This window comes from Roseibium sp. Sym1, from assembly GCF_027359675.1.
In the GTDB taxonomy this organism is placed as follows: Bacteria; Pseudomonadota; Alphaproteobacteria; order Rhizobiales; family Stappiaceae; genus Roseibium.
In genome coordinates this window covers 3712741-3733006 of the sequence record NZ_CP114786.1, presented here as the reverse complement: position 1 = coordinate 3733006, position 20266 = coordinate 3712741, and the positions used below count along the sequence as shown (strand labels likewise).

17 protein-coding genes and 1 other RNA gene are annotated in these 20266 nt (G+C 61.6%); 6 read left to right on the top strand and 12 right to left on the bottom strand.

Translation table 11 applies throughout. The features are described from left to right. Window positions 1-365: 365 nt before the first annotated feature. Together O6760_RS16930 and O6760_RS16925 are read right to left on the bottom strand one after the other, a co-directional pair. The gene (locus O6760_RS16930) at window positions 366-2960 is read right to left on the bottom strand and encodes a hypothetical protein (RefSeq protein WP_269580888.1); all 2595 of its coding nucleotides are present in this window, start codon (window positions 2958-2960) and stop codon (window positions 366-368) included. 197 nt (window positions 2961-3157) lie between these two features. Continuing rightward, window positions 3158-4156 (bottom strand): AraC family transcriptional regulator, encoded by a 999-nt coding sequence (locus O6760_RS16925; RefSeq protein WP_269580887.1) that lies wholly within the window; start codon window positions 4154-4156, stop codon window positions 3158-3160. A gap of 163 nt (window positions 4157-4319) precedes the next feature. On the opposite strand from O6760_RS16925, the gene O6760_RS16920 reads away from it, so the two are divergent. Continuing rightward, window positions 4320-4766, top strand: coding sequence for a cupin domain-containing protein (locus O6760_RS16920; RefSeq protein ID WP_269580886.1), 447 nt, complete (start codon window positions 4320-4322; stop codon window positions 4764-4766). Window positions 4767-4793: 27 nt separating this feature from the next. After that, window positions 4794-6281 (top strand): flavin-containing monooxygenase, encoded by a 1488-nt coding sequence (locus tag O6760_RS16915; protein WP_269580885.1) that lies wholly within the window; start codon window positions 4794-4796, stop codon window positions 6279-6281. 10 nt (window positions 6282-6291) lie between these two features. Here the strand turns inward: O6760_RS16915 and rnpB are convergent. The 4 genes from rnpB to O6760_RS16895 form a co-directional block, all read right to left on the bottom strand. Next, window positions 6292-6714, bottom strand: an RNA gene (gene rnpB, locus O6760_RS16910) — RNase P RNA component class A. Between the two features lie 88 nt (window positions 6715-6802). Next, window positions 6803-7531, bottom strand: a complete 729-nt coding sequence (locus O6760_RS16905) for an SDR family NAD(P)-dependent oxidoreductase (RefSeq protein ID WP_269580884.1) — start codon at window positions 7529-7531, stop codon at window positions 6803-6805. 58 nt (window positions 7532-7589) lie between these two features. Continuing rightward, window positions 7590-8228 (bottom strand): Crp/Fnr family transcriptional regulator, encoded by a 639-nt coding sequence (locus tag O6760_RS16900; protein ID WP_269580883.1) that lies wholly within the window; start codon window positions 8226-8228, stop codon window positions 7590-7592. Beyond that, window positions 8225-9034, bottom strand: coding sequence for a 3-hydroxybutyrate dehydrogenase (locus O6760_RS16895; RefSeq protein WP_269580882.1), 810 nt, complete (start codon window positions 9032-9034; stop codon window positions 8225-8227). The genes O6760_RS16900 and O6760_RS16895 overlap by 4 nt, the downstream gene beginning before the upstream one ends. A 327-nt stretch (window positions 9035-9361) precedes the next feature. Here O6760_RS16895 and O6760_RS16890 point away from each other — a divergent pair, with 327 nt between their 5' ends. Beyond that, the gene (locus O6760_RS16890; protein ID WP_269580881.1) at window positions 9362-9964 is read left to right on the top strand and encodes a hypothetical protein; all 603 of its coding nucleotides are present in this window, start codon (window positions 9362-9364) and stop codon (window positions 9962-9964) included. Between the two features lie 11 nt (window positions 9965-9975). Further along, the gene (locus tag O6760_RS16885) at window positions 9976-11661 is read left to right on the top strand and encodes a methyl-accepting chemotaxis protein (RefSeq protein WP_269580880.1); all 1686 of its coding nucleotides are present in this window, start codon (window positions 9976-9978) and stop codon (window positions 11659-11661) included. A gap of 90 nt (window positions 11662-11751) precedes the next feature. Here O6760_RS16885 and pdxR read toward each other — a convergent pair whose 3' ends face one another. Then, window positions 11752-13224 (bottom strand): MocR-like pyridoxine biosynthesis transcription factor PdxR, encoded by a 1473-nt coding sequence (pdxR, locus tag O6760_RS16880; RefSeq protein ID WP_269580879.1) that lies wholly within the window; start codon window positions 13222-13224, stop codon window positions 11752-11754. 82 nt (window positions 13225-13306) lie between these two features. On the opposite strand from pdxR, the gene O6760_RS16875 reads away from it, so the two are divergent. After that, window positions 13307-13981 (top strand): pyridoxamine 5'-phosphate oxidase family protein, encoded by a 675-nt coding sequence (locus tag O6760_RS16875; RefSeq protein ID WP_269580878.1) that lies wholly within the window; start codon window positions 13307-13309, stop codon window positions 13979-13981. Window positions 13982-14068: 87 nt separating this feature from the next. On the opposite strand, the gene O6760_RS16870 is transcribed toward O6760_RS16875, so the two are convergent. The 3 genes from O6760_RS16870 to O6760_RS16860 form a co-directional block, all read right to left on the bottom strand. Further along, complete coding sequence (locus tag O6760_RS16870; RefSeq protein ID WP_269586294.1) at window positions 14069-14674, bottom strand: lytic transglycosylase domain-containing protein; 606 nt, start codon at window positions 14672-14674, stop codon at window positions 14069-14071. 451 nt (window positions 14675-15125) lie between these two features. Then, window positions 15126-15896 carry an N-acetylmuramoyl-L-alanine amidase gene (locus O6760_RS16865; protein WP_269580877.1) on the bottom strand — a complete coding sequence of 257 codons (771 nt, stop codon included), beginning with the start codon at window positions 15894-15896 and terminating at the stop codon, window positions 15126-15128. Beyond that, entirely contained in the window at window positions 15893-16585 is a 693-nt protein-coding gene (locus tag O6760_RS16860) for a molecular chaperone DjiA (RefSeq protein ID WP_269580876.1), read from the bottom strand. The genes O6760_RS16865 and O6760_RS16860 overlap by 4 nt, the downstream gene beginning before the upstream one ends. A gap of 258 nt (window positions 16586-16843) precedes the next feature. On the opposite strand from O6760_RS16860, the gene O6760_RS16855 reads away from it, so the two are divergent. Beyond that, a complete protein-coding gene (locus O6760_RS16855; protein ID WP_269580875.1) occupies window positions 16844-19048 on the top strand; it encodes a putative bifunctional diguanylate cyclase/phosphodiesterase in 2205 nt (734 codons plus the stop codon). Window positions 19049-19060: 12 nt separating this feature from the next. Here O6760_RS16855 and arsH read toward each other — a convergent pair whose 3' ends face one another. Both arsH and arsC read right to left on the bottom strand, forming a co-directional pair. Then, window positions 19061-19801, bottom strand: coding sequence for an arsenical resistance protein ArsH (gene arsH / locus O6760_RS16850; RefSeq protein ID WP_269580874.1), 741 nt, complete (start codon window positions 19799-19801; stop codon window positions 19061-19063). Beyond that, window positions 19794-20207, bottom strand: coding sequence for an arsenate reductase (glutaredoxin) (gene arsC, locus O6760_RS16845; RefSeq protein WP_269586293.1), 414 nt, complete (start codon window positions 20205-20207; stop codon window positions 19794-19796). Before arsC ends, arsH begins: the two co-directional genes overlap by 8 nt. Between the last annotated feature and the right edge of the window lie 59 nt (window positions 20208-20266).

Genomic DNA, 20266 nt, shown 5'->3' with positions numbered 1-20266 from the left:
ATGGAATCTCATGGATTCCGGCTCGATTTGATCGCACACGACCCCGTCGAGCGACCTTATGACGAACATACTTAATGAACCCTTGACACAAATGAAGAATCGGATTCGCAGGAATACGGAGGTTTTCACAATTCAGGCCGGATGAAGCGGCAAAATATGCCTAGTTGCAAAGACTTGTGGAGAATGACAAGGCCCGTCGCCGCGCGGTGCTCCCGGCGGCACATGGCACGCCCCTACCGCCCACATCCGGGCGGAGCAAAGCGCGAGCTGAAATGAAATGAGTGGGATAGAGACCGGATGCCCCAGGCAGAAACGCCGCGGAAGCGCGCGGCGTTTCTCCGTCCAAAGGCCTTGTGCCCTTGCACTTACACAAGCAGATCCTGGTTGCCGAGAGCGGCCAGCTGGTCTGCGACGCCGCCGCCTTCGGTGACGACCGCGTTCCAGGTCGCGGCTGTCAGATTGGCAATAGACAGGTCCTCCGCCTGCAGGCCTTCCAGCAGGTAGCCATGGCCGCCATTGTTCTCCACGGTGATCAGGAGATCCCCGCCCGACTCCTCAAGGGTGACATCAGATACCGACAGGTTGCCGAAGTCGAGAATGTCCTCGGCCGGATCGAAGTTCCGGACCGCAAAAACGCGGCCCCAATCCCAGGTAACCTGAACCGTGTCGGCTCCGGATCCCAGGACAATGTCGTCATCGATTGCCGACGGCACCACGGGATCTTCCGGCGTGTCGGGCACTTCGGGGTCGGGAGACACCCCCGCTCCCTCGCGCACCTGGTAGCCGTCCGTCGTCTCGCCCGGAGGCGCCTCCGGGGTCAGGAGGGCTTCACGCGACACCAGGGAGACATCGTTCTGGTCGAACCCGAAGGGGGCTTCCAGATTGTCCTCCATGACCTGGTCATGGTGAAATTCCAGGTTTCCCGCAACCAGGTCCGCCTTGGAGACGCCGCTGAACAGGAACCCCTGCCCGCTCGGCAGCGTACTGATCATCATGCCGTCCGGCGTGTCCTCCACGCTCAGGCGCTCGCGCGTGCCGAAATAGAGGAAGCTGATCTTCTGCGTCGCCGGGTCGAAACCGTCGATCACCTCGAAGGCACCGTATTCATGGGACCGTATATAGACCGTGTCCGCCTCACGAGGACCGGCACCCGTTTCCCAGGACAGGATCCCGCCAAGGTCCTGGCGCAGATGCTCGTTGCCGACAATGCCGAAATTCTCGATCGCAAGATCGGAGAGCAGGACTCCTTGCAGGATCTGCATGTCCGGGCCCCAGGGATTGTCGATCACGGGCTCGCCGGCAGGCGTCATGGTCAGGATCAGCCCGTGCACCGAGGCGTTGCCGAAGTCGATCTGGTCAGCAGCCGGGTTGAAGCCGACAATGTCGTCGGCGCCGAATTCCGCCGCCCAGGTGACCCCGCCAAGATCACTTGCACCGGTCGGCACCGGCGGATTGGAGCCGTCGCTGTCATAGATGACGTCAAAACCACCTGTTTCGGGTGTGACCACGGCCGTGCCGAGCAATGTCGCGACCTCGTTGAGCGCGGATTGCTCGGCCACCATGAAGTTGTTCATGGAAAGCTCCGACACGTCCACGCCGACAAGCACCGTTTCGCTGGCAATTTCGCCGGTTGCGGTCAGAACGCGGATCGTCAGACCGGCAGACACATCAGCGAGCGTCTCCGGATAGTCCGCGAATTCCAGCCGCTCCGCGATGACACCGGCTTCCAGATGCACCATGTCGGTGGCCGGATTGAAATCAGCAATCACGCGGGACGGGCTCTCCGGCGTGATCAGGATCATTTGCGGGCTGTCCGGCGCGTCCGGTGTGTCGGGTTCATCCGGCTCATCAGGAGTGTCCGGTTCGTCCGGCGTATCGGGCGTTGCGGGCCCGGCACCGACCAGTGCCAGCACTTCAGCCGCCGCGCCGCTGTCCAGAATGGTGAAATTGGCTTCGCTCAGATCCGGGAGCCGGACGCCTGCCAGGGTCGTGGTCTGGTTGTTGGAGGGAACGGCAAACATCACGCCCACCGCCGTTTCGGTGACCTCCAGATCGGCCGCACCGATCCAGTCGATGAAGATGGTGCCCGTTGCCGGGTCGAAACCGGTCACGACCTCGTCCTGACCCCAAGCCCAGGTGATCACCACATCGGCATCGGCTGCGCCGACCCCGGCAGAGCCGTTGCCACCATTGCTGCCCGGATTGACAGTGCCGGGCAGGCCGTCACCGTCCGGTGTGCCGAGGCCTTCGTCACCGGTCAGGCGGTCTTCGTAAAAGGCGATCTGCTCGGCAATCGACGGTGCGTCGTAGCCGCCGAACTGGCCGATATATTGCAGGATCGAGGTGCCGTATTCATCGGTGCTGACCGCGCCGTTCTGGAGCAGTGTCGCCGTGCCCCAGGCACCGCGCAGATGCGCCGCAGCCAGGATACCCGTCAGCGTCAGCTCCACGGTGACCGTCTGGCCGTTCTGGGTGTAGCCGGCCGTCTGGCCAATGAAGTCGTTCAGGGATTGGCCGCTGCCTGCCAGCTGGCCCTCGAGGACCTGCAGATTGTAGCCGAAGGCCTCCTGGATCGCGACGGTCTGCGCCTCCTTGGTCATGAAGTCCTCGAGGGACTCCACGCCGTTCTTGCCGGTCCAGGTGCCATTCCAGGCATTGGTCGCTGCGCCATTGCCGTAGAAGACGTCGGCGTCGTAATAGCCGAGATCGATCAGCAGCGCCTCGCCGAACTGGAAACCGACAAATCCGAGCGAATTCATCGACCGGTAGGCCATTGCCTCCCATTCGCCGTCGCTCAATTCGGACCAGCTGGAATAGCCCGGATAACGGGCCTGGACCGGCCCGCCGGCCCATTGGTCCAGTTGCCAGTCCTGGATGATGCCGGCGTTGTACCGGTCGCGGTCCCACCCCGATTCAAAGGCCAGCAGAGCCGCCATGAAATCCTCGAACGTACCATCCATCTTTCCATCCCACCTTGTTTTGTGAAGAACAAGGCAAGGCTAGGCAGGCAGACGGCCCGAAAAATGGACGCCAGATTAAACTTTCAAGGTAATACTGTGGCAGAAATACCTATTTTCGCCCGATTTACTTGAGTGAATTGATTCAGGAATAATAAAACACACGACCCGCCGATTTCTTCCGCCAAATCAGCCGCGGTTCAACCAAAAAGCCCGGCACGTTGCGTTTCGCGCGGTGACTCTCCGAAGCGTTGTTTGTAGGCGACTGAGAAGCGGCCGAAATGCCTGTGGGCCGAGGCTTCCGCGATATCGGCGACCGGGCGGTTGCTCCCCTCCGCCTGCAGCAGGTGCCGTGCGTAGGCCAGGCGCATGTCGTGCAGGTAATGCACGGGCCCGGTTCCGAACTCCCGCTTGAACAGGAGTTGCAGGTTGCGCGGCGTGGTCCGGGCATGGGTGCAAATATCGAGCAGGCTGAGGTCTTCCAGGAACCGTTCACTGATCAGTTGCAAGGCCCTTTTGAGAATGGCGGGTGCCGCGCGCGGATCGGGCCGCTCCAGCAGGGCGGACACCGTATTTGGCTGGCACTCCAGGAGGGAAACGATCAGGCTTTCCTCCAGGGCCCGTTGCCGGTCATCCTGTGCCGCGCCGAATACAAGCCCGTCTTCAGCGGCGCCGAACACGCCGCGCAGCCTGCGTGCCCAGGCCGCCGGGCCAGGCTTTTCCAGATCGAAACCGGAAGCGAAGCGAACCGAACCGACCGGAACGCCCGTCAGCCGCCTTGCCACGTCCCGCATGAAGCCCTGCTCGACCTGCAGCAGCACCTGTTCGCAGCCCGTGTGCCAGCGCATCCTGGTGTGCCGGTCGGGGTTGAGGATGCTCGCCATCCTCGTGGTGGAGGCAACCTGGCGGCACCCATTTGCGATCTCTGCCGTCCCCCTGATCGGGATCTGGATCAGGTAGAACGCGGTCAGTTCGCCCGGATCGATGGTCACGTCGGCGCCGTAGCGAATGTAGTTGAGCGATAGCTGCCTGCCGGGCACCCGGTTCTGGCAGGCGTCGAAGCGGTCGAGCGCGGATCCACGGTCGAGGCCGTGACTGCAGAAATGCGCGGCCACGATCTGGCGGGCTTCGTCGACATCACTCGTTTCGAAACATCGGAACCGGTCGAGCGGTGATCTGCGGTCTGCCAGCGTCTCCATGGGGAAAGCATGCCGCCGTTGCGACAATCTCGCAAGCGCCCGGCCCCCTTCACCTGCGGCATTTGACTGCACCGGCGCAGGAAATTTCGTTTTCCGGATAAAACTTTTTCTGCATGCCCGCTTAGCCTTTCGCCGTCATCCGAAAAGCATGAGGGGAACAAAAATGCAGAACGGAGCAGGCATCACCGCGGCAGACGCGGGCCTCGACAACATCAGCTGGAACGTGGTCGGACACACCTACACGCCCAAGCTGCTCAGCGGCAACGCCTTCGTCTGGCACGCCGTCATTCCGGCCGAAACGTTTGTGCCGCCGCATATCCATCCGACCCAGGACGAGTGGATCGTCATGCTGGAGGGCGAGCTGGAAGTGGAAATGGGCGGCACGGTCCACAAGGCCGGCCCCGGCGACACCGTGCGCATGCCCATGGGCGAGGCCCACGGCATCTTCAACCGGTCCGGCAAGACGGCGACCTGCGTCTTCGGCGTCGCCCCCAGCCGCAAGCTGTTCGATCTCTTCGGCGCACTCGACGGCGTCACGGATCCGGCGGAACTGGTGCGCCTGTCGGCGCTCCACGAGGTCGATTTCCTGCCGCCGCCCGACCAGGCCTGAGCGCGCGGCACCAAGAGGAGACATTTCATGACGAAACGCAAGACTGTCGCCGTGATCGGCGGCGGCGTGAGCGGACTTGCGGCCGCCAAAGCCTTCGACGAACGCGGACACCGCGTTCTCGGCATCGAACGCAGCCACGATTTCGGCGGCGTCTGGGAACCCTCACGCTCCTATCCGGACGTGCAGACCCAGTCGCCGAAGGATCTCTACCGCTTCACCGACCTTGCCATGCCGGAGGACTATCCGGAATGGCCGAAGGGACCACAGGTCCATTCCTATCTGCATGCCTACGCGAAGAAGCACAATCTGGCGCGGCTCTACCGGCTCAACACCAACGTGGTCTCGATGAACCGCCGGGCGGACGGCCAGCCGGGCTGGTCCCTGACGCTGGAGGCCGCCGGCAGGACATGGGTGGAGGATGTCGACTTCGTCGCCATCTGCACCGGACAGTTTTCCGAAAAGAACATCATCAGCCATCCGGGCCAGGAGGAGTTCGTGGCAGCAGGCGGCCAGGTGATGCACAGCTCGGAATACACCGATCCCTCCCTTGCTCAAGGCAAGCACGTGGTCGTGCTCGGCGGGTCGAAATCGGCGACCGACCTGGTGGTCAATGCCGCCAGGAACGGTGCGAAATCCGTGACCATGGTCTACCGCGAACCCGTCTGGCGGGTGCCCTATTTCGTCGGCGGCATCAATTTCAAGCGGCTCCTTTACATGCGCGCCCAGGAGCAGCAGTTCAACGGCTGGGGCGGCAGTGCGCTCGGCAAGGCGGTCCACACCGCCTTCAAGCCGCTGATCTGGGCGAATTTCCGTGGCCTGGAAACCCTGCTGAAACTCCAGCTCAAGCTGAAGAAATGGGACATGGTGCCCGATGTCCCCATCGAAAAGGACGCGTCCTGCTCGCTGCCGATCGTCACACCGGGCCTGTTCGAAGGGTTCGAGAGCGGCAAGATCAAGCCGGTCCGGGGCACCTTCAAGGCCTACGAGCCGGGCCATGTCGTGCTGTCGACCGGTGAAAGGATCCCCTGCGACCTGGCCGCGCTCGCCGTCGGCTGGAAACTGGGCATTCCCTATCTCGCGCAAGAATACCGCGACAAGCTGATCGAGGCGGACGGGCAGTACCGGGTCTATCGGCTGACTGTGAACCCCGACTTGCCCGACATGGGCTTCGTCGGCTTCAATTCCAGTTTCTGCACGGTGCTGTCGGCCGAGATGATCGCCAACTGGCTGGTGCGCTACGCCGACGGCCAGCTTGCCAACCAGCCCAGCGCCGCGCAGATGCGGAAAAACATCGAGGATATGCTGCGCTGGCGGCGTCAGGAGCGTCCGGCGGCCAAGGTCTATGGCGGGCTCTGCTCCGCGCCGTTCCACTTCCGGCATTTCGACGAACTGCTGGCCGACATGGGGGCAACGAAACGCAAGCGAGCCAACCCGCTTGCGGAGCAGTTCTCCTATCCGAATGCGGACGCCTATGGAAGCTTCCTGCAAAGCACGCCGCAATATGCGGCGGGCTGAGACAGGAAAAAAAGCCAGCCGGCCTGTAAGCCGGGTTCTGTATGGCCCGGCCAGATACGAGATCCGGCACGGACGCGACAGCCATTCATCTGGGACGCCTGTTGCCAGACGCCTCACGCAACCAACCCGGACAGCGGGCCTGGAAACCGGCCTGGCCCGGATCGCTCCAGGCCGTGCTGTCCCTATTCGGTCTTGCTCCCGGTGGGGTTTACCATGCCGCCGCTGTTGCCAGTTGCGCGGTGGGCTCTTACCCCACCCTTTCACCCTTACCCCGGGCAGGTCTTTCGACCTGGCCGGGGCGGTTTGCTTTCTGTGGCACTTTCCCTAAGGTCGCCCTCGCCGGGCGTTACCCGGCACCGTGTTCCCATGGAGCCCGGACTTTCCTCCCCCGCGGCCTTTCGGCACTTGCGGCAGCGGCTGTCCGGCCGACTGGCGCCTGCGGACTTAAGTGCGTTTGCCTGTGAGGTCAAGCAACACCGCCCAGGCGGTCACCGCTTTCCATGGAAACCAAGGGGCAGGAACTATGACGCTTTCAGCACCCGGTAGGCCAATTCGGGCCAGAGCCGGTGCAGAGAGAACAGTTTTCCGACACGTCCAAGGCGGATGTCGTCAGCCCCCTGGTCGAGACCGGCCACGATCCTTGTTGCGGCCTCGGAGGCCGACAGGGCCTTGTCGCCGCGCCCGGCGGCCATTCGGGTCAGGATCAGGTCCGGCACCACATCCGTGACACCGATTCCGCTCCCCTCCAGCTGGTAGCGCAGGCCCCGGGCGAAATTCGACACGCCCGCCTTGGTCGCGCAATAGACCGGTGCCGATTTCTTCGGGACCCTGGAGAGCGCCGACGAAACGAACGCCACCCGCGCGGAGCCCGCCTGTCTGAGCAACGGCAGGAGGTCGATGGTCAGTTCGATCGGCGCCGTCAGGTTGACCGCCAGCTCGGTCTCGATTTTCTCCGCCAGCGTGCAGCCGCCCAGAAAGTCATGAGCATATTGCACAGCGGCGTTGTGAATCAGGAGGTCGATGGGCTGGTCGAGCTCGTGCAGCCGGTCCACCAGCAGCTTGCGGCCGGCCGCGGCGGCCAGGTCCGCGCAGACAGGCACGACCCCGGCAAAGAGCGCACGCACCTCCTCCAACGCGTTTTCCGTCCGCCCGCAGATGACGACGCGATGCCCGCGCTCGCTGTATAGCCGGGTGAGTTCCCGGCCCAGGCCGATCGCGCCTCCGGTGATCACGATGGTTTTTCCGCTCATGCTTGTGTTTCCCGTTTTCAGTCGGGAAGGTCCTAGCGGCCCGGACCGATGCCGCGCATTAACCCGGGTTAAGAACGCCATGGCCCGCGCGACGGGCCCTGATCCGGGACAGGGCCACAGGCGTGATGCCCAGGTAGGAGGCGATGTGGTATTGCGGCACGTGCAGGGCGATCTCCGGAAAGTCGGTCAGGAACGCTTCGTAGCGAGCCATTGCGCTGTCCAGCAAAAACGACGCTTCACGCCGCTCCTTCTTCAGGGCCAGTTGCGTGATGAACCCGTTGACCAGCCGCTCCCAGACGATGTCGGTTTCCTTCAACTGCCGTGCCAATTCCATGGGATAGGTCACGAACACACAGTCTTCGAGCGCTTCGGTGAAAAAGGGTGACGGGCTGCCTTCCAGAAAGGATCCAAGGCTGGTGACCACGCTCCCGGAAGCCACGAAGTTCTTGTTGAACTCCTTGCCATCCGGCGTCAGGTAATAGAAACGGACGAGGCCGCGGACGACGAAATAGAGTGTATTTGGCACCTCTCCCGCCGCGAACAGGCGTCTGCCGGCCGCGTGCGGCACGACACTTGCGTGTTCCAGGAGCCGCTCGGCAGAGTCCCGCGGAACGCCACGCCCCGATAGCCAATCGGCAAACTCGCCGAGAACCGCCCCCTCCGACATCGCGTCCGATTGTGGAACCGCTCCCTTCACTGCGCTGTCCAGCCTCCATCGATCGGCAGGGAGATCCCGGTCACATTGTGTGCGAGCGGACTTGCGAGCCAGATGATCGCTTCCCCGATTTCCGAAGGATCCGACAAGCGCATACTCGGCTGTTTTTCGGAAAGGAGGCTGGCAATCCCCTTGTCGCGATCTCCACCGAACTCCTCCGCCCGCGCCTCGACTTGCGGCCGGATCAGTTCGGTCTCGGTCCACCCGGGGCATATGCAGTTCACCGTGACACCACCACTGTCCCTGCTGCCGGCCGCGGCATATTCGAGGGCGGCAACCTTGGACAGGCCCACCAGTCCAAATTTCGAAGCGACATACGGCGCCTTGTTTACCGAAGCCACCAGCCCGTGCACGGACGCAATGTTGATAACACGGCCGTAGCCACGCTCCGCCATGCCCGGCAGGGCCCGCCTCATGGTGTGGAACGCCGCACTCAGGTTGACCGAGAGGATGGCGTCCCATGTGACCTGCGGCATCTTGGCGATCGGCGCGGTCTGCTGAATGCCGGCGTTGTTGACGAGAATATCGGGCCCGCCCCATTGCTCGACTTTTTCCATCATCGCGTCGATGGCATATGGATCGCGGAGATCGGTCTCAAAAAACCGCGTTTCGGGGGCACCCGCAGCCTTGACGGCCGCCAGCGCGCGCGCCTTGTCCTCAGCCGACGCGAGTCCGTGGACCGCGACCCGGCAACCGGCCTCGGCAAGTTTCAGAGCAATCGCCAGGCCGATCCCCTGAACCGAACCTGTTACAAGAGCGGTACGCCCCTTCAAGTTTCCATTGGCCATTTCGTCCCCCTCGCTCCGGGCTTGGCTCCCGGCTTGTCCAGTCGTGCATGTGTCAATTGCATGCCGGGTGTGCCCCGGCCGTCAAGTGACGAACCCCCTCAAGCTGTTCCGGGAGTGGAAAACCTTGAAACCGCGGGCCCATGCCGCGCGGCAGCCCGACCATTCACGCAAGACATTCCGAAAATAATACCTAAGGGAAATCACCTATACCAAAAAGAGACTCCTAAAAAATGACAGGTATAAAACTGCTTATTAGTTTTTTTTGAGTATTAAACCAAGATTAATCTCAAGATGCCAAGTTTAGCTCCACAATCAATGGAGCACACAATGGCCCGATGGCGTGTCTTTTTCCCCGCCCTGTTGCTGAGCGTTTCTGCGTTTGCCGCAGAACCGGCACCGGATCCCAAATCCGTGATTACGGAAGATGCGATCAAGACGGTTGGCGCATGGCTGTCCAACCCGATCGTCGCGCTCTCGATCAATACCCAGAATGACCTGCGCGGCTCCCTGTCCCAGGCGGATATTGACGCACTTGACAAGCAATGGCGCAGCGAACGGGAAGCGTCCGACAAGCCCCTGATTTCCGCGACACTCTCCGCCCCGCTGTCCGTTTACCTGCTCCGCGTTCAGGCCGGATCGCTCGGGCTTTATCCGGAAATATTCGTGATGGATGCCAATGGCCTGAATGTCGGGCAAAGTTCGATCACAAGCGACTATTGGCAGGGCGACGAAGGCAAGTTCCAGAAAACCTTCCCCAACGGAGCGGACGCTGTCTTCATCGATGAAGCGGAATGGGATGAAGACAGGAAGATCTGGCGCGCCCAGGTCAACATGACCGTTACGGATCCGGATACCGGAAAGCCGATCGGCGCCGCCACAATTGAGTTCAACCTGACCGAACTCATGCGCCGCCAAGGCCCGCATTCTTGAGAAGAAGAACCATGTTCAACAACATCTCTGTCAGCAAAAAAATCGCCGCGGGTTTCCTGACCCTTGCCCTGATTGGCGCCGTCGCCGGCGGTGTCAGCGCGTACCAGACCCACTCGGCTCTTCAGGAAGTCAAGACAGCCAGCGCCCTGTCCGATCTCAGCGCGGAAACCGCGACGCTCACGGAGCGGATCGCGGGACAGGCACTTGCCGTCAAGTCCTTTCTGCTGACCGGGAACCGGGACCTGCTGACAAAATCCGAAAACCTGAATGGCGAAATCCAGGATCAATTTGCCGAGGTCGATGCCCAGGTCAAGGCAAGCGTTCCGGAATTCAGCGATCACGTCGCGGCTCTGAAGAGCAGCTGGGAAACGTGGCATTCCAGGATTGCGCAAAGGCAGATCGAACTGATGCGCACCCCGGAAACGGTCGACATGGCAAGGGCCATCGACCTGACGCCGGACAGTTCCGGACTTCTGGCGGCCGTGCAACAGAAAAGCAATGAACTTGCTGCAGCGGTTGGCGCGGAACGCGAGCAATCCATGATCGCCCAGAACGCTGCCATGAACACGGTTCAGGTCGTTGCCATCGCCAGTGCTCTCGTGCTGGCCGTGCTGGCCGCCATTCTCGGTTTCATCAATCACGTTGCCGTTTCGGCCCCCCTTTCGCGTCTTGCGACCGTTACGGAAAAACTCGCCACGGGAGATACCTCACAGAGCATCGAAACCGGCACGCGCGGCGACGAAATCGGACTGTTCGGCAAGGCGCTCGCCGTTTTCCGTGACAACCTGATCCGCACCAAGGAACTTGAAGAGGCCGCAGCGGCCGAACGGGAAAACGCCGAGCGGATGAAGCGCGAGGAAATGGAAAAAGTCGCCAACGAGTTCGAATCCACCGTTCTCAACATCTGCAACAGCATGATCTCGAGGCTGGATGAACTTCACGGTTCCGCCGGATCGCTCTCGACCATCGCCAACAACACCACGGAGCAGGCGCTGTCCGTTTCCGCGGCGGCCGAGCAGGCCACCACCAACGTCAACACCGTCGCGAGCGCAACGGAGGAACTGTCCGCCTCCATCCGTGCGATCACGGAACAGGTCAGGTCCTCCTCGGAAATCGCCCAGGCCGCCGAGACGGAGGTGGGACGCTCCAACGATGCCGTGGAGACCGTGCAGCAGGTGGTCTCCCGCATCGGCGATGTCACGAAGCTGATTACCGATATTGCGGAACAGACCAATCTTCTGGCCCTGAACGCGACCATCGAGGCCGCCCGTGCCGGGGAAGCGGGCAAGGGATTTGCGGTCGTGGCGTCCGAAGTCAAGGCCCTGGCCGAACAGACGTCGAAGGCAACCGAAGAGATCGACCGTCAGATCAGTGAAATGCGCCAGGCGGCCGACGCGTCCACGGAAGCAACCGGGTCCGTCGCCGGAATGGTCCAGAAGATCTCGGAAAACACCATGGCCATGTCGGAGGCCGCCGAGGAGCAGAACCAGGCAACCACCGAAATTGCAAGCAGTGTTTCCGAAGCCGCTCAGGGAACCGAGGGCGTGTCCCGGTCCATCTCGGAAGTCAGCACGGCCGCCGGCGAGACCGCAAGCCTGAGCACCGAAATGAACAGCGCCGTCAGCGAATTGCACGACCAGTCCAACACGCTTCGCGTCGCCATGCAGGACTTCCTGACCAAGGTGCGGGCGGCCTGATCCCGCACTGAATGAACGGATCACGGGGCCGGGATGGTAAGTCATCCCGGCCCCGTTCGTTTTTCAGCCGCGTCGCCGAACCACTGTCCGTTATCCCGTGACATGCCGCGGCAGGAGAGCCGCCAGGGCATCGGCACCCCGGTCGATCTGGTCCCTGGTGGCTCCGGCAAACCCGACAATGAGTCCCGCCTTGCGGGTTTCACCCAGATAGCAATTGCTCAGGGCGGACACCGCGAATCCCTTCTCCTGCATGGCTTTGGCGACGGCAATATCGTCGACGGGCTCACGAAAGGTCATGGCAACCTGGACATTGCCTGTCGGTGGCACGACTTCGAGCTGGTTGCCCAGGCGCCGCTTGAACACGTCGACAAGCAGGCTCCCGCGCTCCTGGTAGATTTCGCGGATCTGCTTGAGATGTTTCCGATAGGCGCCGCTGTCCATGAACCAGGCCAGCGCCGCCTGCGCCTGCACATTGGCCGAGCACCCCATGTTGCGCATGAGCTGCGTCAAGGGGGCCGCCAGATGCTTGGGAACGACACAATAGGCGATCCGCAATCCCGGCAGCAGGCTCTTGGAGAAGGTGCCCAGATAGATTGCCTGCCCTTCTTCGACAAGGCCGTAGAGTGCGGCGACGGGCCTGCCGGAAAACAGGAATTCGCTGTCGTAGTCGTCCTCCAGGATCACCGCACCGGCCGCCCGTGCCGCCTTCAGGAGAGCAAGCCGGCGGGAAAGGGGCATGCGAACGCCCAACGGATATTGATGAGACGGCGTGACATAGATCATTTTTGGCGACGGCAAACCGGCCGCCATTGATGACGCATCCGCCCCCTCGCCGTCCGTCGGCAAGGGCCTGATCTTCAGGTCCGCACCATGGAACGCCGTCCGTGCTCCCAGATACCCCGGATCCTCGAGCCAGACCTCGTCGCCGGGATCGGTGAGCACCTGCACCAGAAGAGCCAGGCTTGCCTGCGTGGCACTGGTGATCAGAATCTGTTCCGGCGTGGCGCGCACGCCCCGTTCGGAGGCGAGACGGCTCACGATCTGCTGTTTGAGGATCTCAAGACCGCTGTAGTTGTGGTACAGCAGGTCGTTGCTGCGCTCGTGCCTCGCTGCGCGCCGCAGGCATCTCGCCCACTCCTCATAGGGAAAGCTGTCCAGGGCCGGGGCGCCCGGTTGCAAGGCGCCGGGTTTCAGGTACCAGCCCTCACCGCGCAAATTGGCGGATATCAGCCGCCCCCGCTTCGAAAGTGCGGGACCGGCGGCACTGGTTGCCGCGACCGTCCCGGCTCCCTCCGGAAGCAGGCCTTCCGCGATCCGCGGGGCAGCACCGCCCCGGATCGTAATGACACCTTCAGCCTGCAAAAGGTCATAGGCGGTGTTGACGGTGTTCCTGGCGACTTCCAGCGACTCCGCCAGCCGCCGTGTCGACGGCAGCCTGGTGCCCGACGGCAAAAGCCCCGCACGCACCGCCTCGCGAAAACCACGGTAAATCTGCTCGGTAAGCGGCACGTCACCTGACCTGTCGAGGGTCAGAATGCCTTCCGGCGCAACTGGATCTGTCATTTTTTCAAAACCGGCTCTTTCATGGAACCAATTTATCGCCGAAACAGCAAAGCACAAGTCAGATACCCGAGCGGAGACAGTCATGTCCTCAATTGAAAAGCGGCAGACAGCGGACCTGCCGCGTTATGCGAAGATCCGGCAAATGAGACGGGGGAACTATGACCGCAGCCTCGCCTATGAAATCCTGGATGCGGGCATGGTTGCGCATGTCGGTTTCATTCACGAAAACCGGCCCATGGTCATTCCCATGGCCTATGCGCGGATCGACGACCAACTCTTCATCCATGGCGCGAGCTCCACGCGGATCGTCAAGGCCAATGGCGGCGGCGTGCCGGCCTGTCTGGAAGTGACCATGATCGACGGGTTTGTGGTCGCCCGTTCCGGCTTCCACCATTCGGTGAACTATCGCTGCGCCATCGCGCACGGGACTGCCCGTGTGGTCGAAGACCCGGACTTGCAAACCAGGGCCCTGGCCGCGATCACCGATCATCTTCTGCCGGGCCGCTGGGACGAATGCCGGCAGATGACGGCCACGGAGCTCAAGGCGACCGGCGTGCTGGTCTTCGACATCGAGCATATCAGCACCAAGGTGCGCACCGGAGGCCCGGTGGACGACAAGGAGGACCTCGGGACGGATGTCTGGGCCGGCGTCGTGCCCGTTGTCACCGCACTTGGCCAGCCTCTCGCCGCTCCGGACGTTCCGGAGAAGACGCCGGTTCCGGCGTCTGTTCCCGCTGCGCGCAGGAAATTCGCCTGAGCGGCGAGGTCACGCAGGCAACAAAAAACCCCGCTGGAACTCCAGCGGGGTTTTCCGGCCCACGACACGGACCGCCTTTTGTCGTTGTCAGCGGGAAGCCAGGATCCGCTTGACCTTGGAGCAGTAGCGCCGGCTCACCGGGTTCATGCGCTTGGCGTAGTGACCGGCATTGTAGCGCAGGATGGTGCCGCAAAGATCACCGCCTGCGCGCTTGTGCGCACCGGCAAGATATTTCATGCCCCATTCCAGGTTGGTTGCCGGATCGTAGAGGGCCCGGGTGGAGCCACGATAGCCGATGCCCCGCGCCGTCGCCGGCTTGATCTGCATCAGCCCGACTTCACCGGCGCTGCCACGTGCACCCGGATTGAAGTTGCTCTCAACTTCAACAACCGCCTTGGCGATCTTGACCGGCACACCGTGCTTGGCCGCGGCCTTTCGGATCAGCGACACGTATTTGTCGTTGCTGACGGCCTGGGAGCGCTTGCTCGCAGACCTGGAGTTCTTGGCCGATGCCTTGCGCGTCACAGCTGCCGTTTTCGAATTTTTGGCAGGCTTGGCCTGCTTGTCGGCATCAATGACATGCAGGATCGGTTCATTGCCGGTTCCGACCGACCGTTTCTCGTCGGCTGCCTCGGCCTGTTTGCTCGTGTCGATCACGTGCAGGATCGGATCGGATCCTGATCCAACCGCCATGGCCGCCGGTGCGGCAAGCGTCGTTGCATAGGCGAAAAGGCAAAGCGCCCCAGTCAGTTTGTTCAATGACCGTAACATTCAGTCCAGCCCTTTTTGGTTTTGGTTACGTTGAAGTCGGGGCGGAGAAATGACGGAGCTATGGGACGAAAATGGGCGCTATACAATCACGAATTATTTCAATTTATTACAGAACATTACCGGAATTTCATGCGAATAACTGTCAGAAACTGTAGTTTATGGCGAAATAAGGCAGGCAATTTGACGATTGATGGGCCCTCCCGAGAAAGACTGTGGCCCCTGCCGGCAAATCATTCGACGAATATGTTGCAGTGCGGGAACAAAATCTCCGGACCGTGCGTATTCACGGCCAGCTGTTAGCGGAATACCGACAGCACAAGGCGGCAATCCGGGCCGGCAACAGGCGCAGAAGTCGACAGACCGCATTTGCTGACTAAGACCGGGACCCCAGAGTCGGCAGACTTCTGAGCAGGGTGTTCAGCGTCTCGATGGTGGATTCGTCGACGACTCCATCGACCTTCTCCTGCCGGAAATGCCGTTGAAACGCGGTTACGACCTGCCGGGTCCTGAGATCGAAATTGCCGTTGATATCGATTTCGTAGCCATACAGTGCCAGCATGGACTGCAAAGCCTCCACCGGCTGGCCGGCATCACCTTCCTGCATCAGGACCCCTCCGCCCAGCGGAAAGGGCTCAACCCACAGACCGATCCCTGCCGCCGCCAGCCGGCCCCATGGAAACAGCTCGCCCGGGTCGTCCTTGCGGTCCGGGGCGATGTCGGAATGTGCGAGGACCATCCACGGATGAATGCCGTGGCGGTCGCAGATGTCGCGCACAAGCGCGATAACGGCTTCAACCTGCGCGTCCGGAAACGCACGGTAGCCGTGTTCATGGCCCGGATTGACAATTTCGACGCCGATGGAGCGGGAGTTGACATCGCTCTCGCCCTTCCAGAAGCTCCGCCCGCAATGCCAGGCCCGGCGCGACTCTGGAACGCATTGCAGGATGGATCCGTCCTCGTCGACGAAATAATGGGCCGAGACTTCCGTGCGCGGGTCGCACAGTCTTCGAAGCGCTTCTTCCGCGGTCGGCATGCCCGTGTAGTGAAGGACAACCATGTCGATCGGTGCGCCCTGGGCCCGCTGGCCATGATTGGGCGAAGGATGAATTCTCGCTTTTACGCCCGTATCGGTCGCTACGCTCATAGGCCTCTTTCCGCACAGATCTTTGCCCAGGCTTCGTTCAGTGCGGCCAGACGATCATTGGCGATCCGGACGAACTCCTCCGGAACACCCCGCGCAATCAGCCGGTCAGGATGGGTTTCCTGGACCTCGCGCCGGTAATGGGCCTTCAGTTCCGCATCACCGGCCTCCGGCCCCAGGCCCAGCACCTCGTACGGATTTCCGTCCTTGCGCACATGCCTGGCCAAAACCTTCGCGAATTCGCGATCGTCGATCCCGAAGACCTCGGCCACCTTCGAAAGGTAGCCTATTTCGCTTTCGTGGACGACTCCGTCAGCTTTCGCAATGTGAAAAAGGCCATCCAGGATGTCGAACAGGGTCTTCCGGTCGTAGGGAAACAGATCCGCAAGTTTCTTGGCATAGACGTCAAAGCCGGCAATATCCTCCTGAGCCAGGTTGAACAGACGGGCAACATTGCGCTCTTCATTGGGCGGAACGTCAAACAGCTCCCGGAAGGCCAGAATTTCGTCGGTGGTCACCACGCCGTCGGCCTTTGCCATCTTTGCGGACAAGGCAATCATTGCCACCGTGAAGCCGACGCTGCTGGTTCCTTCCGGCCGCGCAAGCACAAGCTGCACCAGACGATCCACCATCTGGGCGCCACCGGTTCCGATCGAGCTTACAATAGCCCCGAGATTGCTCCAGACACTCACAAATCAGCTCCATCCGGGCCGCGTGGAAAATCAGGCAGGCGCCTGCCGTGAACACCGTGAATCATCAATTGCCTAGACTTTTATCGGGCTGTCTTGGGTTTGACTAGGCCGCAGCGTGTCTTCCACCAGGCTCCCAGGGACCTGTCCGGCAGTCCTGAACGCCTTCCGGACCCTCGAATTTAAGCCGCGATTCATGATGGTTAAAGGAATTAGACCTACCTTCTTCGGACATGTGTTCGCAAAATGGCGCCTCACCGGATGGCAATCCCCCTGGTCAGAAGCAACATTGTTATTTTTTTCATATCCATGTCGCTGGTCCTGATGCTGGCGCTGGGAGTTTTCGCGAGCAACCGCCTGTTGACCCATTGGCTGGTCGTCAGGGGACTTGAACAGGACTTTCTGGCCCATGAAACAGCGCTGGACGAAGCACTGCATGCCGCGGCAAGCCGGGCGGCACCTCTGCAGAGCGTACCCGGACTGCGTCTGACGCACGACAGGGATGAGCAAGCGGCTTTCCCCCGGCAGGAGCTCGACGCCCTGAAAGCCCTGTTCAACCGGAAGAACGAGATGTCGGCGATCGTGGATGCCGCCATGGTCCTCCCGTCGGGCGGGACCGACAAGCACCCTGGCGCCACGCCCCTGGAGGACATCCCCTGGAACAAGACCGGCCTGCTGCGTTCACCTAAAACTGTTGCCCTCGCGAATGCGGCCTTGAACGAGGGCAAACCGCTTGTGGCGATCCCGGACATGACCCTATTGGGCACATTTGGCCCCAATGCGCTCGTTGCCTATCGGCCGGCAGAAGCGGAGGCAAATTTCCCGGGCCTGCTGCTGCTGGTGACCCAACGCGACATACTGATCAGCCTGAGGCCGCTGGTCTGGTCGATCAGCGCGGCAATCGGCGTTCTCTGTCTGGTCTCGTTTGTCTTTGCGGGGATCCTGCTCTGGATGCGGTTCTACGACCAGGTCCGCACCAATCGCGACATACAGTTTCTGGCCCATCATGACACGCTCACCGGCCTGCCGAACAGGGCGGTCTTCAATGCCCGGCTGACGGAAGCCCTTCGGCTGGCCCAGGCAAAGGCTTCCAATATCGGCGTCATGCTGATTGACGTCGACAAGTTCAAGGACATCAACGACACCCACGGCCACGGCATCGGCGATGTGTTTCTTCAGATCGTCGGCGAACGCTTGAAGGCCGTGTTTGGCAACCACCTTGTTGCCCGGCTGTCCGGCGACGAATTCGCGGTCATGCTGACCTCCGTTTCCGATCCGGGCCGAATGACCCGGCTTGCCGCGGACATGATCGCGGCAACCGACGCCCCCTGCACGATCGACGGCAAGGACATCAAGATCTCGCTGTCCATCGGCATTGCGCGCGCGACGGACGGGTCCTGGCGCGCTTCACGTCTTTTGCATTGCGCAGACCTGGCTCTTTATCGAGCAAAACACAGCGGGCGTTCGACCTTCTCCTGGTACACGCCCGGCCTTGACGCGGAAGCTCAGAAACGCAAGGAAATCGAGGAAGGTCTGGTCAAGGCGCTCAAGTTCGACCAGTTCAAGCTCCTCTATCAGCCGCAATATGCCCTGAAGGACGGAACCCTCAAAGGCTATGAGGCCCTGATCCGCTGGAACCACCCGACAAAGGGCATGGTCCGGCCGGATGTTTTCATTCCGATCGCGGAAGACACCGGGCTCATAGAGGAAATCGGGACATGGGTACTCAACCATGCCTGTTTCGAGGCCGCGCTCTGGCCGGACACAAGCCGCCGCGTCGCGGTCAATGTCTCACCGGCCCAGTTCATCGCGGGTGAGACCCAAAAACGCGTGGCCCAGGCCCTGCAGACCTCCGGGCTCGATCCACATAGGCTTGAAATCGAGATCACCGAAAGCCTGCTGATCTCCAACACCGAAGCCGTGATCGAGACGCTCAGGCAGATCCGGGACATGGGTGTTTCGATCGCCATGGACGATTTCGGCACCGGATATTCGTCCCTGAGCTATCTGAGCCTGTTCCCTTTCGACAAGATCAAGATCGACAAGACATTCATTCACAATCTTGGCAAGGATACGAGCACGGATGCCATCGTGACATCGATCGTCGGCCTCGGCCGCTCTCTTGACGTCACGATCACCGCGGAGGGGGTGGAAACCGAGGCACAGGCAATCCTCTTGAGCGCTGCCGGCTGTGATCTGGTGCAGGGTTACATGTTCGGCAAACCCGATTCCGTTGCCAAACACGAAAACGCCTATCCGGTTTTTCCGCTGAACACCTCCGGAGGCCGCTGGTTTCCGCAACTTGGAAACGCGTCCAAAACGGTGACCACGCCGCCAAAGATCAAGCTTGCCCCAAAGCTCGCCCAAGGCGCCAGGGCCATGGGCGAAGAGCCGGACCAGGGCTCCGTCGGCAAGGAGGCTTCCCCGGAAGCCGGAGCACCTGCTCCCTTCAGATCGACAGGCTGAGCCGAGCAGACGTCAATTGCTTGCCTCGAGGACGGATTCGCGCGCCTCCTGCTGCTTCAGGCGATCCGCCTTGCGTTCCGAATAACGGTCGACCAGATGCTCGGACCGGCCGCGCACCAGAAGCGTGAATTTCATCAGCTCTTCCATGACATCCACGACACGATCATAGAGCGCGGATGGCTTCATGCGGCCGTCGTCCTCGAATTCCTGGTAGGCCTTGGGCACCGAAGACTGGTTGGGAACGGTCACCATGCGCATCCAGCGACCGAGGACACGCATCTGGTTGACGGCATTGAAGGACTGCGACCCGCCCGAAACCTGCATCAGCGCGAGTGTCTTTCCCTGCGTCGGACGAATGGCGCCGACGCTGAGCGGGATCCAGTCGATCTGCGATTTCATCACGCCCGTCATGGCTCCGTGCCGTTCCGGGGAGCACCAGACCTGACCTTCTGACCAGGCACACATTTCCCGCAGTTCCACGACCTTGGGATGGTCGGCGCCGGTGTCGTCCGGCAAAGGCAGTCCCGCAGGGTCGAAGATCCGCGTCTCCGCTCCGAAGGCCTCAAGAAGGCGCTGTGCCTCGAGAACCAGAAAGCGGCTGTAGGACCGTTCGCGCAAGGATCCGTACAGCAACAGGATGCGCGGCGGATGGGAAAGATCGTCCGGTGCCTGCACACGTTCGCCGGTTATCGGCCGCAGGTCCTCCGGGGAAACATTCCTCAGGCCGCTCAGATCCAATTCTGCGTCACCCATTTGCAGACCCTGAAGCGACGACCTCGCCGTCTTCCTTGGTGAAGGAACCGATATCGCCCGGCAGGAGATCCATGACCCTTTCAGACGGCCGGCACAGGCGCACGCCCTTGTCCGAGACAACGATCGGCCGGTTGATCAGGATGGGATGCTCCACCATGAAGTCGATCAGCTCGTCGTCCGACCATTTGTCCTCGCCAAGTCCCAGGTCGTCGTAGGGCGTCCCCTTCTGCCTCAGCAAATCGCGCACGGAAATCCCCATGCGGCCGATCAGGTCGACCAGCTCGTCCCGGCCTGGAGGTGTCTTCAGGTATTCGATGACCTTCGGTTCCTCGCCGGTCCTGCGGATCATTTCCAGCGTGTTGCGGGACGTGCCGCATTTGGGATTGTGGTAGATGGTGATGGTCATGGTTGTGTCCTGTCTAAAGCCCGCAGGCTTGGAAAATACGTCTGATGGGAAGCCGCAAA